The organism is Phaeovulum sp., assembly GCF_041596715.1.
Lineage (GTDB): Bacteria > Pseudomonadota > Alphaproteobacteria > Rhodobacterales > Rhodobacteraceae > UBA6213.
The window spans coordinates 1-15,667 of record NZ_JBFHIA010000047.1 but is presented as its reverse complement, the minus strand read 5'-3'; the positions used below and the strand labels follow the sequence as shown (position 1 = coordinate 15,667).

Below are 15,667 nucleotides of genomic sequence, written 5' to 3'. Positions count from 1 at the left end.
TCAAGCACGCCGATCAGCCTTCCACCAAGGCCGTGCACCGGCAGCACCAACTCGGATCGGGTGGTGGAAGAGCAGGCGATGTGGTCGGCGAAAGCCGCAACATCAGGCACGTTCATCGGCTTGCCGCTGCGCGCCACCGCACCGCAGACCCCCCGAGAGAACGGGATGACAAGGCAACCGTGACCACCCTGATATGGGCCGATCTTCATCAACTCTGGCGCGACAACACGGTAAAAGCCGGTCCAGTCAAAGCGATCGTCGGCGTGGTGGATTTCGCAGGCGAGCGTCGCCATCAGCGCGACCTCATCGGTTTCGCCGTGGGTAAGGGCACCAATGGTGGCGGCAAGGTTCGTATAATCGACGCGCATGAGGGCCTTTCTGGCAAGTGTTGGGCTTACCACGCCCCTACCCCCCTGCGGGGTATCTGAGCAAGGGCGAACTAAGGCCGCTCAATCGCAATTGCCGTACCCTCGCCACCGCCGATGCAAATGGCGGCGATGCCACGCTTGAGCCCGCGGGTTTCCAGCGCGTGCAACAGCGTCACGATGATACGCGCGCCAGAAGCGCCGATCGGGTGGCCAAGCGCACAAGCGCCGCCGTGGATGTTAACTCGCTCATGCGGCACCCCAAGCCGCGCCATGAAGGCCATCGGCACCACCGCGAAAGCCTCGTTCACCTCCCACAAATCAACATCATTGACGGCCCATCCAAGCCGCTTGAGCAGCTTTTCAGCAGCCGGCACGGGCGCGGTTGGAAAATCGGCGGGGGCTTGGGCGTGGCTTGCATGCCCAAGGATGCGGGCGCGGATGGGAAGGCCCTCTGCCCCTGCCACCTCGTGCGAAGCCAGCACCAAGGCCGCGGCACCATCCGATATAGAGGAAGAGTTGGCGGCAGTAACAGTGCCGCCTTGCCGGAAGGCGGGCTTCAGAAGCGGTATCTTTTCGGGGCGCGCAAGTGCTGGCTGTTCGTCCGCCGCCACCACCTTGCTACCACCTTTGCCAGTGATCGTAACTGGCGCGATTTCGCCTTTGAATGCGCCCGAAGCCTCTGCACCAAGTGCGCGGTTCAACGAGGCCAAGGCATAGGCATCCTGCGCCTCGCGGCTAAAGGCGAAGGCACCTGCGCAATCCTCGGCAAAAGTGCCCATCAGGCGACCTTTGTCATAGGCATCCTCAAGCCCGTCGAGAAACATGTGGTCAAGCGCCTGGGCATGGCCAAGCCGCGCGCCAGCACGCATCTTTAGCAAAAGATAGGGCGCGTTCGACATGCTTTCCATGCCGCCTGCAACCATCAACCCGGTCGCGCCAAGCGCGATCTGGTCATGCGCCATCATCGCCGCACGCATACCCGAGCCGCACATCTTGTTGATCGTGGTGGCGGGAACCTCTTGCCCAAGCCCTGCCGCAAAACCGGCTTGGCGCGCGGGTGCCTGACCTTGGCCAGCGGGCAGCACGCAGCCCATCATCAGCTCTTCTACCCGAGCCGATGCGACGCCAGCTTGCGCCAGCGCCGCGGCGATTGCAGCACCACCAAGCTCTGCCGCCGAAAGCTGCGCGAATACGCCTTGCAGGCCGCCCATCGCCGTTCGTGCCGCGCCTACGATTGCCACGCTTTGCATATCACCCTCGCTTTCTGACCCACGCTTTCATGCATACCGAATGGTAAGCTTTGCCGTCTAGCCTTGGGCGCGTTGGATCTGTGCGGGAAAGCAAATGAAACTCTCTGCAGAGGCGGTCGATAGCTCTTTGGTGGTGCGGCTGTGCGAATCGCGCCTAGACGCCGCAATTGCGATCGAGTTCAAAGATCGGATGCGCGAGATGCTGGCCTACCCATCGCCGCATGTCGTTCTGGACATGGCCGAGGTGGGCTTTCTCGATAGCTCGGGCCTTGGGGCGCTGGTGGCGGTGATGAAAAGCCTGTCACCCGGCCGACAATTGGAATTGCGCGGGCTAAGCGCAAATGTCGAACGGGTCTTTCGCCTGACGCGAATGGATTCGGTCTTCACGATTTCGGCGGATGTGCCGCGCGATGGCTTGCGTGATGTGGGCTGAGCAGATGTCTCTGCCCAAAAACCGGTCCGCACCGCAGCAAGGACGCTGCACCGGGGTATTTCAAAGCGTGTTTCCCGCCGAACAGCATGCCGTCCGCAAGGTGCTGCATGCGGTGATGGCACGCTTTGCACCACATATCAGCGAGGGTGAAGCGGGCGCGCTAGAGCTGCTGTTGGCAGAGCTGATGAATAACATCGTCGAACATGGCTATGCGCCCGGTCGGGTAGGCTCGATATCGCTTTCAATCCTCTGCGACGGGCGCGGGCTTTCCTGCTCGCTCATTGACGACGGCAAGCCTTTGCCCTCGCGATGCCTGCATCCACCCGGCCTGCCCGACACCGCCGTTGCAGCCGAAAGCTTGCCCGAAGGCGGGTTTGGTTGGTTCTTGATTCACGATCTCGCGCGCGATTTGCGCTATCGGCGCGAAGACGGCCAAAATCTGTTGGATTTTCGTCTGCCGCTGGGTGCGCCGGAGGGATAATCAGTTCATCTGGAACTGCAACGGGTAGCGGCCATCCTCAAAATCGCCGAACAGATCGGGCAGATCCGGGTGGCCCACCGGCTCGCCAGAATAATCCGCTACCAGATTCTGCTCGGAGACATAGGCCACATAGTAGCCCGTCCCATTCTCGGCCAGCAGGTGGTAAAAGGGCTGATCCTTCGAGGGGCGGCTATCCTCGGGGATGGCGTCATACCATTCCTGCGTGTTGGAAAACATCGCATCGACATCGAAAACCACACCGCGAAACGGGTGCTTTCGATGACGGACCACTTGGCCCAGATGATACTTTGCACGCGATGTCTGCATAGCAATGCCCCCGGATATCAAAATAGCCTTCTAGGGGGGCACAAGTCCACCACCCCGCCGCGATTCGTGCGGAAACAGTCTGTGAACCGAAGCCAGACAGTTGTGAAAGTGGATTCGTGATTTCCCGGCGCGCACAATTTTGTTAGGGTCTTCGCAAAACAAGAACTGAGGCAGTGATATGGGCAGATTTCTATGGCTGGCGGTGGCCTTACTGGTCGCCTCTTGCGGCGGCAGGTTTTCAGAACCGCGAAACCTTGATGACGCCTGTGCGCTGGTGCGAGAACGGCCAAGCTACTTGCGGGCCATGAACAGGACCGAAAAAGAGTGGGATGTGCCGGTTTCGGTGCAGATGGCGATCATCTATCAGGAATCGAAATTTGTCGGCAACGCCCGCACACCGCGGCGCTATGCGTTGGGAATCATTCCACTCGGGCGCATCAGCTCGGCCTACGGCTATGCGCAGGCGCTCGACGGCACATGGGCTGATTACGAAGCCGCAACGCGCGGGTTTGGCAAAAGCCGCACCGATATTGACGACGCTACCGACTTCATCGGCTGGTATCTCGACGGTTCCGAAAAGGCGCTTGGCATCGCCAAGACCGACACGCGCAACCAATACCTTGCCTACCACGAGGGCCGCTCGGGCTATGCGCGGGGCAGCTATCGTTCCAAGGGGTGGCTGTTGCAGGTGGCGTCCAACGTGGCAGCACGCGCTGACATGTACCAGCGCCAGCTTGCCGCCTGCGGCAAACTCTAGTTTTCGCGGCGATCAGATTCGGTGTCTATGTCGAACAGAAAGTTCGAATAGTCTTCGCCAAACGTCAGGTTGTCGAGCAGCACTGACGTCTGGTTGCCGAACTCGTCGCGGATAATCCATTGCTTCAGCGTGATGGGATCGGGCGAAAAGATCAGCAGGATAGAGCCGTATTCCGGGTGGTCGGGGTCTTGCGCCTCGACCCAAGTCATCGAGGCGTCGCTGCCATAGCTGACAACGTTGTCAGCCTCTGCCAGATTGACATTGCGCGCCAGCACAAGGTTGAGCGGCGTCAGCTTGAGCGGATATTGCTCGGCCGGGCCGTTTGACTTGCCGTCAAAGATCGCCACCTGCCCACCCGAGGCAAGCACCAGCGTCTGTTCGGGCGGGTCATACTCGAACCGCGCCCGCCCGGGGCGGTAAAGAAAAAGCTTGCCGGTCGAGCGCGAGCCATCGGCGTTGATCTGGCTGAAGGTCGTCTCGGCGCTGCGGATGCCGTTGAGATACGCTGACAGCGCATCAAGCGTTTGGTTCTGCGCATTGGCAGGCAGCGCGGGTAGCAGGGCCAGCACAAGGGCAAGGGCGGGGGCAAGGCTTTTCATGCGGTGAATCTAGTCGCTAATTCGCCGCGCTTCTAGCCCCGCCCGATCACTGTTCAGGCACCAGTATCTCGCGCTTGCCGACATGGTTTGCGCTTGAGACCACGCCTTGGTCTTCCATCTGCTCAACCAGTTTTGCTGCCTTGTTATAGCCTACACCAAGTTTGCGCTGGATATACGAGGTCGAACATTTGCGGTCACGGATCACGATCGCCACAGCGGTATCGTAGAGCGCGTTTTCCACATCGTCGCCGCCACCAAGCCCAAGCACCGCATCAATATCGGCCTCGCGGTCGTCATCGGGGCCATCGACCACGCCTGAATGGTATTCGGGCGGGCCGAAGGATTTGAGGTGGTTGACGATTTCCTCAACCTCTTCGTCGCTGACAAAGGGGCCGTGGATGCGGGTGATCCGCCCGCCCCCGGCCATATACAACATGTCGCCCATGCCCAGCAGTTGTTCTGCCCCTTGCTCGCCCAAAATGGTGCGACTGTCGATTTTCGAGGTGACTTGAAAACTGATGCGGGTGGGGAAGTTGGCCTTGATCGTGCCGGTGATGACATCGACCGAGGGGCGCTGCGTTGCCATGATGAGGTGGATGCCCGAGGCCCGCGCCATCTGCGCCAACCGCTGGATGCAGGCTTCAATCTCTTTGCCCGCGACCATCATCAGATCGGCCATTTCATCGACCACGACCACGATGTAAGGCAGCGTCTGCGGCGCAAACTCTTCAGTCTCGAAGATCGGCTCGCCGGTGTCTTCGTCAAACCCGGTCTGCACGGTGCGGCGGAACATTTCGCCGCGCTCTAGCGCCTCATGCACACGGCCGTTGTAGCCTTCGATGTTGCGCACCCCGGTTTTTGACATTTTCCGGTAGCGCTCCTCCATCTCGCCCACCACCCATTTCAGCGCCACAACGGCCTTTTTCGGGTCGGTGACAACAGGCGACAGCAGATGCGGGATACCGTCATAGACGCTGAGTTCCAGCATCTTGGGGTCGATCATGATCAGCCGACATTCGGCCGGCGAAAGCTTGTAGACAAGGCTCAGGATCATCGTGTTGATCGCCACGGACTTGCCCGAGCCGGTGGTGCCGGCAATCAGCAAGTGGGGCATCTTGGCCAAACTGGCCACCACCGGCTCGCCAAAAATATCCTTGCCCAGCGCCAGCGGCAGTTTTGCCATGCTATCGCCAAAACCGCGGTCCGAAAGGATTTCGCGCAGCACCACTTTTTCGCGGTGGGTATTGGGCAATTCGATGCCGATCACGCTGCGCCCCGGCATGGTCGATACCCGCGCCGAAAGCGCCGACATTGACCGCGCGATATCGTCTGCAAGGCCGATCACCCGGCTGGCCTTTAGCCCCGGCGCCGGTTCAAGCTCGTACATCGTCACGACCGGGCCGGGGCGCACCGAAACGATGTCGCCTTTGACCCCGTAATCGTCGAGCACGTTTTCCAGCATCCGCGCGTTTTCTTCCAACGCTTCATCCGAAAGCGAATGGCGCTGGATGTGCACCGGGTTGGTCAGCAGGCTAAGCGGGGGCGGCTCGTATGCCTGCGGTTCAGGCTCAAGCCGCAGTTTCGGCTGCGCTTCGGCCTGCGCTTGCCGCGAGGCAGTGGCCGATTTGCGCGCAACGTGCTGCACCACCCGTTTCGGCTCTGTATTGGCCAAAAGCGCGCGCCCCAGCACCAGCGGGGGCATTTCTTCCTCAACCGTTTGCCATTCGTCTGCAACGTCAACTTCGGCAATCGGCGCGCTTGGCGTGGCAGTGGGCGCGGCAGGCGGGGGCGCTGGCATGAACCGCGGCGCTGCGGCACGCAACGGCGGCTCGGCCCGCACCGCAGCCTCGGGCACGGGTTTCGCGACACGGGTCAACCGCGCCGCCACAGCAGACAACACCGAGGCGGCCGGAGCAGCAGCAGCAGCTTCGGCGGCAACGGGTTGCGTGGTGGGCAAGGGCGCTGCCGCCCCTGCCGCCGAGCGGGCGCGCACGGCGTCGGCGATGCGTGTGCGGATACGGTCTTCGCTGGGCGCTTCGGGCGCGGGCACATGCGTAAACGGCTGCGCCTCGACCAGTTCGGGCAGCGCTTCGGCCCAAGTTTCGGGCTCGACAGCGCGGCGAATACGTGGCGCGGCATGGGCGCGCTCGGGCGCGGCAAGCTGCGGTGTGGGGTGCCAACCTGCTTCCTGTTCGCGCCACGCAGCAAGCTCGGCAGCGCGTTCGGCCGCTTCTTCACGGCGCTCGCGCGACCTTTCGCGCGCGTTTTGTGCCAGCCGCAACGATGCCGAAGCGCCACGCCCCAGCAGCGACATCAGCCCGGCGTAAAGCAGCACCATACCCACCAGCAAAAAGCGCGCAAACACCCGCGCCTCGGCAGTATCGACCCCAAGCACGATCAGCCCCGCAGCCGCCGCGACCAGCGCCACGAAAAGTGTCACGAGTTTCAGCCCCAACGCGGATTCCACCGGCGAGAGGTTCAACAGCGCGCCCACAACGGTGTCGCCGAACAGCCCGCCCAGCCCGAACGCATGCACCCAGTCCGCGCCCGGCACCAGCGTTGCGGCATAGACCGCAGCCAGCGCCACCCAGATCGGTGTTAGCGGGGCACGGCTCAACAGCCGATCCTCGCCAAAATGCGCGGCAAGCCGCAGCCCCCAAACGATCAGCGCAATGGCAATGGCCCAAGCGCCCTTCCCGACGATCACCATCAGCGACGAGGCCATCCCCGCCCCGACCCGGCCAAGCAGGTTTTGCACCGGCTCTTCGGTTGCTGCCATCCAGCTTGGGTCCGAGGGTGAATAGCTGCCCAGCATCAGCGCCACGAGAATGCCGAGGCCAACCAGTAGCGTACCCAGCAATTCCTTGCCGCGCCGCTCGATCATCGCCTGCGTTCCCTCGTCCAAGAGCGGGTCGCGACGTCGGGCCTGATAAGAAGCCATCTTCTTCACCTCACGCATACAGGCATTCGCGCAGACTTTTCAGCCCACGTTCGGTTTCGTCACGCGGCGCAACCAACGCGACGCGAATATATTCTTTTCCGGGGTTTTGCCCGGCCACATCGCGCGCCAGATAGGCACCCGGTAACACCCGCACCCCGGTTTCGACCCAGGCTTTCAGCGCCGCGGCCTCACCATCGGCGACCGGCAGCCACAAAAAGAACCCGCCCTCGGGCGTGCGATAGCCGTTGACGCCCGCAAAAATCTGCGCCGCCACAGCGTATTTTTCGACGTAGAGCATACGGTTGGCTTCAACATGCGCTTCGTCAGACCAAGCACGCTCTGCCACGCGCTGCAACGGCAGCGGCAGCGGCGCACCGGCATAGGCGCGCAACTGGCGAATCCGCGCGATGCTTTCGCGCCCACCTGCCACAAACCCCGACCGAAGCCCCGGCATGTTCGAGCGTTTGGAAAGCGAATTGAACGCCAGCACCCGTTCCGGGTCGGCACCGACTTCGCTTGCAACCTCTAGCGCGCCGGGGGGCGGCGCAATGTGCCAAAGCTCTGAATAACATTCGTCGGACAAAAGCTGAAAATCATGCTTTTCGGCCAATGCCAGCAAGCCGGCGATGTAATCGCGCGGTGCAACCACGCCTTGCGGATTGGCAGGTGAACACAGATAGGCAAGCGCCACCCGGTCAAGCACCTCTGCCGGAAGGCCCGCGTAATCGGGCAAGAAACCGGTCGCCTCGGTCGCGGGCACATAGACAGGCTCGGCCCCCAAGGTCAGCGCCGCCATCGCGTAAACCTGATAGAACGGGTTTGGCATCAAGACCACGGGTCGCTTGCCGCGTTTGGTTTGCGGGCAAAGCGCAAGTGCTGCGTTGAACAGCCCCTCGCGGGTGCCGTTCAGCGCCATGATCCGGTCGGGCGCGACCTCGGCATGGTAGCGCCGCGCGATCCAGCGTGAGATCGCGGCCAAAAGATCGGGCGAGCCGTCATTGGGCGGATAGACCGCGAACTCCTGCATATGCGCGGCCAGCGTATCGGCCAGAAACGCGGGCATCGGATGGCGCGGCTCGCCGATAGTCATGGAAATGGGCGCAGCGCCGGGCACATGCGAATCCAGCAGCTTCCGCAGCCGCGGAAACGCATATTCGGGCAGGCTCGAGAACCGCTCGGGAAACGCCATATCTGCCTCTCATACCGGGGTCGTAGCGCCCCGTTTGCACAAACCTACCCGCCAGGGTGCCGCACGTCCAGAAAAAGTGCGGCTTTCCGGGTGGTTGCAAAGCTGTTTGTGGCTTTTCAGCCGAGCGCGGCCTCGGCCGCCACGCCTAATCGCAAGAGCCGCTCTTCCGCGCCGGGCGCGGCCATAAGCGAGATTCCCGTGGTAGGCAGGCCAGTTGGCAGGGTCAGCACGCTCAACCCAAAAATGTTGCCGATCCGCGTGTTGCGCAGCGCGAGCAGGTTTTCAGAGGCAAAGTAAGCAGGGTCCGAAATCAGCCGTGCGGCGTCGGGCGGCAGGATCGGTGATGTTGGCACCAACACCGCGTCATAGCCCTCGGTCGCGGCGCGCCATTCGACCCGGTAGCGGTCCAACGCGGCCCACGCGGCGACGTAATCGGCGGCAAGCACGTTGGCCCCGGTGCGGAACCGCTCCAGTATAAGCGGATACATTGCTTTGGGGTTGGCCTCGATTACGTCTTTCCACAGCCCGTAGGCCTCGGGCGCGAACAAAACGCCCGAAAGCGCCATCGCCGCATCGACCATATCAAGACCGCGCCGTTCCAGCCGCGCCCCCGCTGCGGCCAACTTGTCCACCGCGGCCTCGAACCCCTTGCGCGGCGCTTCGCGCGTCCCTTCAAGTGGCAACCCTTCCAACACCAGCAGACGCGCCCCGGCAAGGCTTGCGCCGCGCAGATCTGCCGGGTGACCGCCATCGAGCATGGCCAGAAGCAGGGCGCAATCTTCAACCGTTCGGGCCAGCGGCCCCACCGTGTCGAACCGCGCGCACAGCGGCACAACCCCGGTCAGCGGCAGCCGCCCATGCGTTGTCTTCAAGCCCACAAGATCGTTCCACGCCGCCGGTATGCGCACCGATCCGCCAGTGTCAGACCCGATAGCCGCCGCAGCCAGCCCCATTGCCACCGACACCGCCGCACCCGAGGAAGACCCGCCCGGTGCCAGTCGCGCGTCGTGCACATTGGGCGGGGTGGCGGTCGAAGGGTTCACGCCCAGCCCGGAAAACGCGAGTTCGGTCATATGCGTCTTGCCAAGGCAAACCGCGCCTTGCAGCGTCGCGCGCCGCAGCACCTCGGCATCGGCGTCGGGCACGCGGCCCTTCAGAAGCTTGCTGCCCGCTTCCGTGGCCACGCCCGCACTATCGAACAAATCCTTCCACGACAGCGCCACCCCATCAAGCGGCCCGCGCCCCAGACCGGCACGCGCGCGCGCCCGCGCAGCCATTGCCTCGGCCCGCGCTCGTTCCGCGGTAAAGCGGGCATAGATGCGGTGTCCTTCGGGATGCGTCGATGCCGCTTCAAGATATGCCTCGGTCAGATCAACCGGGCAAGCCTTGCCCGCTGCAATCGCCCGGCCTTGCTCTGCCGCACTTGCATTCCGCCAATCCATTTCGCACCCCCCGATTATTCGCGCGCAGGCTAGCTGCATGGGCGGGCTTGGACAATCCCGCACGGGCGCGCCATAGTGGCAGGATGAAACATGATTCCGATGTGCTGATTGCGGGTGGCGGCCTGAACGGCCCGGCCTTGGCGCTGGCGCTGGCGCAAGCCGGGCTGCGCGTGACCGTGGTTGATGCCCAGCCCGCACGGGCGCGCGCCAACGAGGGCTTCGACGGGCGCGCCTATGCGCTGGCGATCGCCTCGCAGCGGTTGCTGGCCGCAATTGACGTTTGGCCCGCCGTGGCCGCCGACGCACAACCGATCCTGCGCGTGCGCGCCGCCGATGGCCGCGCGGGCGAAAGCCCTTCTCCGCTGGCTTTGAACTTCGATTCAGCCGAGCTCGAAGGCGGGCCGCTGGGCTATATGCTGGAAGACCGGTTTCTTGCCCGCGCCCTGGCGGATGCGATGGTGGCAAGCCCGCGCATCACACTGATCTGCGCAACATCGGTAATCGCGCAGGAACCGGAACTGGTTGGCATCAACGCCACGCTTTCCGATGGCCGCACCCTTACCGCCCGCGTGCTGGTGGGTGCCGATGGCCGCCGTTCATCCGTGGCAGAGCGCGCTGGCATCACCCGCACCGGCTGGGGCTACGGGCAGACCGCGCTTGTCTGCGCGCTTGAGCACGAACAACCGCATCACGGCGTGGCCCAGCAGGTGTTCTTGCCGACCGGGCCGCTGGCGCTGCTGCCGCTACTAGGCAACCGCACCTCTATCGTCTGGAGCGAGACCGACGCCAACGCCCGAACCCTCGCCGCCCTGCCCGACGCCGATTTCTTGGCGCTTTTACGCGAAAGGCTGCCGCCGGGCCTCGGCGAGGTGCAACTAATCGGCCCACGGTTCAGCTATCCGCTGAACCTTACGCTCGCAAATGCCTACACCGCCGCGCGCGTGGCTTTGGCCGGCGATGCGGCGCACGGTGTGCACCCGGTCGCGGGGCAAGGGTTGAACCTTGGGCTGCGCGATGTGGCGGTGCTGGCCGAAGTGCTGGTCGAGGCACATCGGCGCGGCGAAGACATTGGCGCGGCGAATGTGCTGGCGCGTTATCAAGGCCATAGGCGGTTTGACGCAACCGCGCTGGCGCTGGGTATGGACGGGGTCAACCGGCTCTTTTCCAATGATAACCCGCTGCTGCGCGCTGGCCGCGACATCGGCTTGGGATTGGTGCAATCGATGCCGATGCTGCGCCGCGCGTTCATGCGACAAGCAGCGGGGCTTTTGCCCGACCCACCGCGCCTGCTTGCTGGCCAGAAACTTTAGTCGAGCCGCCGCGCCTCGTCTGGCAGCAAGATCGGCACGCCGCTGCGGATCGGGTAGGCAAGCTTTGCGGGGCGCGAGATCAGTTCCTGTGCCTCGGCATCATAAGACAGCACCGCATGGGTCAGCGGGCAAACGAGTGCCTCTAGCATACGCCGGTCGAACAGTGGCTTGACCTCATCTGTCATTGCAGCATGTCTTCATTTCCGCCGCCACCGCCCATTCCCCCGCTGCGCAGGGCAAACTCCAGCAGCGTTTCCAGCGTTTCGCGCCGCGCTTGCAGATTCGGCGCTTCAAGCAACGCCTGCTTGTCTTCGGGGGCAAGCGGCAACAGCATCGAAAGCGAGTCGATCAATAGCTCGTTTTCAGCATCCTTCAGCGTATCCCAGTCGGTCGAAAGCTCGGCGGCGGCAAAAAACCGGCGCAACAACTCCAGAAACGGTCCACGTTGAAAGCTCTCGTCCGGGTCGGCCCTGCGCAGATCGGACGCGAAATCTGCCCAATCCACCTCGCCGCGCCTATAGGGGGTGAAGCCCGGCACTTCGTTCACCAAGCGAAAACGGCTGATACCGCTAAGCGTGACCATATAGCGCCCGTCGTCGGTTTCCAGAAACGAGGTAACACGACCGGCGCAGCCCACCGTGTTCAACTGCCCCGAAGCCGCGCCACTACGCGGTTGAATCATGCCGATCAGCCTGTTGCGGGTCTTCAGACTGTCTTCGAGCATTTGCAGATAGCGCGGCTCGAACAGTTGCAGCGGCAAGCGCGCACGGGGCAACAGCAGCGCCCCCGGCAGCGGGAACAGCGGCAGTGTTTCAGGAAGATCGCCGGTCTTGAAGATCATCGAGCCTCCGCCCCGCGTGGCGCGTTAGAGAAAGATCATCGAGGAAAGCTTGCGCCGCCCCTTGAGTACGATCGGGTCAGTCGGCTTGAGCGCCCCGAAGATGGTCAGCAACTGCGCCTTAGCCGCGCCATCGTTCCATTCGCGGTCACGCCGGAACAGTTCCAGCAATTCTTCAACTGCGGCTTCGACCTTGCCCGACGCGTGCAGCGCCAGCGCCAGATCAAACCGCGCCTGATGATTTTGCGGGTCAGCAAGGGTAAGCGAAAGCAGTTCGGCAACCGGCCCGGCCTTCGCCGCCTGCCGCGCCAGCGCCAGTTGCGCGCGCGCCGCCTCGATGGGGGCAGATAGTGCGATCGCCGCCGGTGCCGCGTTCAGAAAGCTTTCGGCCTGCTCGATATTGCCCGCCGCCACATGCGCACGCACAAGGCCGCCATAGGCCGCAGCGTTTTCGGGCTCTTCGCCCAAGATCGCCGCAAAGGTCTCGGCCGCGTCTACCACCGCGCCTTCGGCCAGCATCGTCTCGGCCGCCTCGATCGCCTCTGCAAGGCCGCCGTCACCGGCAAGGGCTGTAACCTTATCGACAAACTTCTTCACTTCCGATCCCGGAATGGCACCTTGAAAGCCATCTACTGGCTGGCCCTGCCAAAAGGCATAGACCGTGGGGATCGATTGCACCCGCAGTTGCCCGGCAATGCCTTGGTTCTGGTCCACGTTGACCTTGGCCATCGCAACCTTGCCACCAGCCGCATTGACCGCCGCTTCAAGCGCCGGGCCAAGCGTTTTGCATGGCCCGCACCAAGGTGCCCAGAAATCGACGATAACCGGAACTTCACGGCTTTTCTCGACCACCTCAGCCATGAAATCGGCCTCGGAAACATCTTTCACATGGTTCTTGATCTGTCCGTTCGCGAGCATCCCTGCCCCCTTGAAATTGCGTTGCTACCTATATGCGTTCGACCGGCCGCTTCGCCAAGGGGGCGCGGCGGCAATGCCGCAGGTGCGGCGTCAGAGATCGAAACTTGCAAACACCGGCGCGTGGTCCGATGGCTGGGTCCATCCGCGCGCTTCGCGCAAGATGCGGCTACCGTGCGCCGCGCCCGCGATATCGGGCGTGGCCCAGATGTGATCAAGCCTGCGCCCCTTGTCGGCCACATCCCATTCGGCCGCGCGATAGGACCACCAGCTGAAAAGCGGCCCATCCGGGATGTCCTGCCGCGTTACGTCAACCCAATCGCCTGCGTCGCGCGCCGCTTCAAGATGTTCGACCTCGATCGGCGTGTGGCTGACGATTTTCAGCAGTGACTTGTGGTTCCACACATCGTCCTCGCGTGGGGCGATGTTCAGATCGCCCACCAATATTGCGCGGTCAGGTTTTTGCCACCGGAAATGGTCGCGCAGTTCGGTCAGATAATCGAGCTTTTGGCCGAACTTCTCGTTCTCGGCACGGTCAGGAACGTCACCCCCAGCAGGCACATAAAGGTTGTGAATCACCAGCCCGCTTTCCATACGCGCGGCAACGTGGCGGGCATGGCCAAGCTGCGCAAAATCTTCGCTGCCCGCATCCATCAGTGGCAAGCGCGACAGAATCGCAACACCGTTGTAACCTTTTTGCCCGCGCGCCACGATGTGGTCATAGCCAAGCTCGCGGAACGCTTGCATCGGAATCGCCTCGACCGGGCTTTTACATTCCTGAAGGCACAGCACGTCTGGTGCCTCTTCTCGCAGCAGCCGCGCCACCAGACCTTCACGCAGTCGGACCGAGTTGATGTTCCAGGTGGCTATGGTCAGCGTCATGGCAGTTTCCTTTGATGGACCATGCCTTTTAGCCCGCATGTCCACCTTGCGGCCAGCAAAAAGCGGGCGCGGCCGTGCCGCGCCCGCCTGCGGTGGTAGTTTGGTTATTGCAGCGTGTAGCTGCCCAGTTCACAGATATTCACGGTATCTTCCACCTCTTGCCCGTCGCTCATGACGAAAAGCAGGTCATAGTCGCACTGCGTGCGGCCATCGGCGATGTTCACCGTGCCGGATTCACCCGGGGCCAAAACATCCGCGCCAAGAATGTCTTCTTCCCAATCGTCGGAATCTGCGGGCGAGGTATAGAACTCGACCACGATCAGGGACGAAAAATTGTTCAGCGTATAAGCAATATCTTGGGCCAATACCTGACCCGACAGTACGACCGTCGCCGCCAATACCGCGACAGTTTGTTTCAACAACTTCATATCGTTCTCCATTCGGCGTCTCCCACGCCGAGTGCTATATCACACGGAAAATGCTATCCGGCGAGAAGAAAATGAAGGCAAAAAAATGGGATGCGAATTATTTTGAACTCGCATCCCATTTGTCTATTTTGGCGCTGCTAATTCGCGCTTTTTTAACGCGCAGGCCCTGTCAGGGCACTAGCCTGTAACCACCCGATTCGGTCACCAAAAGCCGCGCGCTTGTGGGATCGGGCTCGATCTTCTGGCGCAGGCGGTAGATGTGAGTTTCAAGCGTATGCGTCGTGACGCCCGCGTTATAGCCCCAGACATCGTGCAGCAGAACCTCGCGCGGCACTATGGTATCGCCCGCGCGATAGAGAAACTTCAGGATGTTGGTTTCCTTCTCGGTCAAGCGGATCTTTTTCTGCTTGGCATCGATCAGCATCTTCATCGCGGGTTTGAATGTATAGGGGCCAAGCTGAAAAACCGCGTTCTCGCTTTGCTCATGCGTGCGTAGCTGCGCGCGCAACCGCGCCAGCAGCACCGGAAACTTGAACGGCTTGGTAATGTAGTCATTCGCGCCACTGTCGAGGCCCAGAATGGTATCGGCGTCGGTGTCATGCCCGGTCAGCATCACCACCGGGCATTTCACACCCTGCTTGCGCAACCGCTTGCACAGCTCTCGCCCATCGGTGTCGGGCAGGCCCACATCCAGCACGACCAGATCGAAGAGGTCGGCGCGCGCCTTTTCGGTTGCCTCGGCACCGGTGCCCGCTTCGGTCACCTCGAACTCTTCGGTCGCCAGAAGCTGCTCTGACAGGGCCTCGCGCAGATCGGTATCATCATCCACCAGCAGTATTTTTTTTAGCCCAGGCATATCGTCCTCCTTCGGTTCTGCCAAAGCTGCGCCCTATACCCCCGTGCTACAAGGCGGCTGAAATCTTTTTCACGCGGACGTGTCGCACGGCGGGGATATGTTTCAATTCTTCGCGCAGGGCGCTATCTCTGACGCATGGATCACGCCCCTGCCCCCCTTTACCCAAGCGCCGTGGAACGGCTGAACCGCGCCCGCGCCGATTTGCGCATGGGCCTGCCCGTGGTGTTGGAGCGGCCGGGCGAGGCAATGCTGGCCGCAGCGGTAGAAACGCTTGCCCCGGAAAGGCTGGCGGCACTGGCAGCACTTGGGCCGCTTACCCTTGCGCTGACCGACCGGCGCGCCGAAACGCTGAAGGCCCGCGCCTACGATGGCGATCTGGCGCGCGTCGTTGTGCCCCAAGATGCCGACCTTGGCTGGCTTCGCGCGCTTGCCGACCCTGCGGACGATTTGCGCGTTCCGATGAAAGGCCCGCTTCGCACCGCGCGCGAAGGTTCTGCCGATCTGCACCGTGCAGCACTTGCGCTTGCAAAATCGGCGCGGCTTTTGCCCGCGGCACTTCTGGTGTCGCTACCCGGGCCAGCGCCCGCCGGGCTGACCCGGCTTGATGCCGCCGAGGCGATGGCGGAAATCGGCAGCGCCACGCGCCTGCAC

17 protein-coding genes and 1 pseudogene are annotated in these 15,667 nt (G+C 62.6%); 5 read left to right on the top strand and 13 right to left on the bottom strand.

What is annotated here, in order from left to right; all coding sequences use genetic code 11:
* Positions 1–368 (bottom strand): GAF domain-containing protein (locus tag ABY403_RS05110; protein ID WP_372839575.1); only part of this gene is annotated, 368 nt, incomplete at its 3' end.
* Between the two features lie 71 nt (positions 369–439).
* A complete protein-coding gene (locus tag ABY403_RS05105; protein WP_372839573.1) occupies positions 440–1,618 on the bottom strand; it encodes an acetyl-CoA C-acyltransferase in 1,179 nt (392 codons plus the stop codon).
* 94 nt (positions 1,619–1,712) lie between these two features.
* On the opposite strand from ABY403_RS05105, the gene ABY403_RS05100 reads away from it, so the two are divergent.
* Positions 1,713–2,051, top strand: a complete 339-nt coding sequence (locus ABY403_RS05100; RefSeq protein ID WP_372839571.1) for an STAS domain-containing protein — start codon at positions 1,713–1,715, stop codon at positions 2,049–2,051.
* A gap of 4 nt (positions 2,052–2,055) precedes the next feature.
* Positions 2,056–2,532, top strand: coding sequence for an ATP-binding protein (locus ABY403_RS05095; protein WP_372839569.1), 477 nt, complete (start codon positions 2,056–2,058; stop codon positions 2,530–2,532).
* Here the strand turns inward: ABY403_RS05095 and hspQ are convergent, their stop codons facing one another.
* Complete coding sequence (hspQ, locus tag ABY403_RS05090) at positions 2,533–2,859, bottom strand: heat shock protein HspQ (protein WP_372839568.1); 327 nt, start codon at positions 2,857–2,859, stop codon at positions 2,533–2,535.
* A 178-nt stretch (positions 2,860–3,037) separates the two neighbouring features.
* Between hspQ and ABY403_RS05085 the strand changes: the two genes are divergently transcribed.
* The gene (locus ABY403_RS05085) at positions 3,038–3,616 is read left to right on the top strand and encodes a lytic transglycosylase (RefSeq protein WP_372839566.1); all 579 of its coding nucleotides are present in this window, start codon (positions 3,038–3,040) and stop codon (positions 3,614–3,616) included.
* Here ABY403_RS05085 and ABY403_RS05080 read toward each other — a convergent pair.
* The 4 genes from ABY403_RS05080 to ABY403_RS05065 form a co-directional block, all read right to left on the bottom strand.
* Entirely contained in the window at positions 3,613–4,215 is a 603-nt protein-coding gene (locus ABY403_RS05080; protein WP_372839564.1) for an outer membrane lipoprotein carrier protein LolA, read from the bottom strand. The two genes, ABY403_RS05085 and ABY403_RS05080, sit on opposite strands and share 4 nt — an antisense overlap.
* Before the next feature lie 46 nt (positions 4,216–4,261).
* Complete coding sequence (locus tag ABY403_RS05075) at positions 4,262–7,156, bottom strand: DNA translocase FtsK (RefSeq protein ID WP_372839562.1); 2,895 nt, start codon at positions 7,154–7,156, stop codon at positions 4,262–4,264.
* A 10-nt stretch (positions 7,157–7,166) separates the two neighbouring features.
* Positions 7,167–8,345, bottom strand: coding sequence for an aminotransferase class I/II-fold pyridoxal phosphate-dependent enzyme (locus ABY403_RS05070; RefSeq protein ID WP_372839560.1), 1,179 nt, complete (start codon positions 8,343–8,345; stop codon positions 7,167–7,169).
* Positions 8,346–8,461: 116 nt separating this feature from the next.
* On the bottom strand, positions 8,462–9,787 hold the full coding sequence (locus ABY403_RS05065; RefSeq protein WP_372839558.1) for an amidase: 1,326 nt from the start codon (positions 9,785–9,787) through the stop codon (positions 8,462–8,464).
* Between the two features lie 83 nt (positions 9,788–9,870).
* On the opposite strand from ABY403_RS05065, the gene ABY403_RS05060 reads away from it, so the two are divergent.
* Entirely contained in the window at positions 9,871–11,097 is a 1,227-nt protein-coding gene (locus tag ABY403_RS05060) for an FAD-dependent monooxygenase (RefSeq protein ID WP_372839556.1), read from the top strand.
* Here the strand turns inward: ABY403_RS05060 and ABY403_RS05055 are convergent.
* From ABY403_RS05055 to ABY403_RS05030, 6 genes are all read right to left on the bottom strand, one after another.
* On the bottom strand, positions 11,094–11,282 hold the full coding sequence (locus tag ABY403_RS05055) for a Trm112 family protein (protein WP_372839555.1): 189 nt from the start codon (positions 11,280–11,282) through the stop codon (positions 11,094–11,096). The two genes, ABY403_RS05060 and ABY403_RS05055, sit on opposite strands and share 4 nt — an antisense overlap.
* Positions 11,279–11,938 (bottom strand): LON peptidase substrate-binding domain-containing protein, encoded by a 660-nt coding sequence (locus ABY403_RS05050; protein WP_372839553.1) that lies wholly within the window; start codon positions 11,936–11,938, stop codon positions 11,279–11,281. The genes ABY403_RS05055 and ABY403_RS05050 overlap by 4 nt, the downstream gene beginning before the upstream one ends.
* A 24-nt stretch (positions 11,939–11,962) precedes the next feature.
* Complete coding sequence (locus ABY403_RS05045; protein ID WP_372839551.1) at positions 11,963–12,853, bottom strand: tetratricopeptide repeat protein; 891 nt, start codon at positions 12,851–12,853, stop codon at positions 11,963–11,965.
* Positions 12,854–12,943: 90 nt separating this feature from the next.
* The gene (locus ABY403_RS05040) at positions 12,944–13,732 is read right to left on the bottom strand and encodes an exodeoxyribonuclease III (protein WP_372839549.1); all 789 of its coding nucleotides are present in this window, start codon (positions 13,730–13,732) and stop codon (positions 12,944–12,946) included.
* 104 nt (positions 13,733–13,836) lie between these two features.
* Positions 13,837–14,160: a hypothetical protein gene (locus ABY403_RS05035; protein ID WP_372839548.1), complete on the bottom strand. Its 324-nt coding sequence runs from the start codon at positions 14,158–14,160 to the stop codon at positions 13,837–13,839.
* Positions 14,161–14,329: 169 nt separating this feature from the next.
* Positions 14,330–15,016 (bottom strand): response regulator transcription factor, encoded by a 687-nt coding sequence (locus tag ABY403_RS05030; protein ID WP_372839546.1) that lies wholly within the window; start codon positions 15,014–15,016, stop codon positions 14,330–14,332.
* A gap of 135 nt (positions 15,017–15,151) precedes the next feature.
* Here ABY403_RS05030 and ABY403_RS05025 point away from each other — a divergent pair.
* Positions 15,152–15,667, top strand: a pseudogene (locus tag ABY403_RS05025) (GTP cyclohydrolase II); the annotation flags it as partial.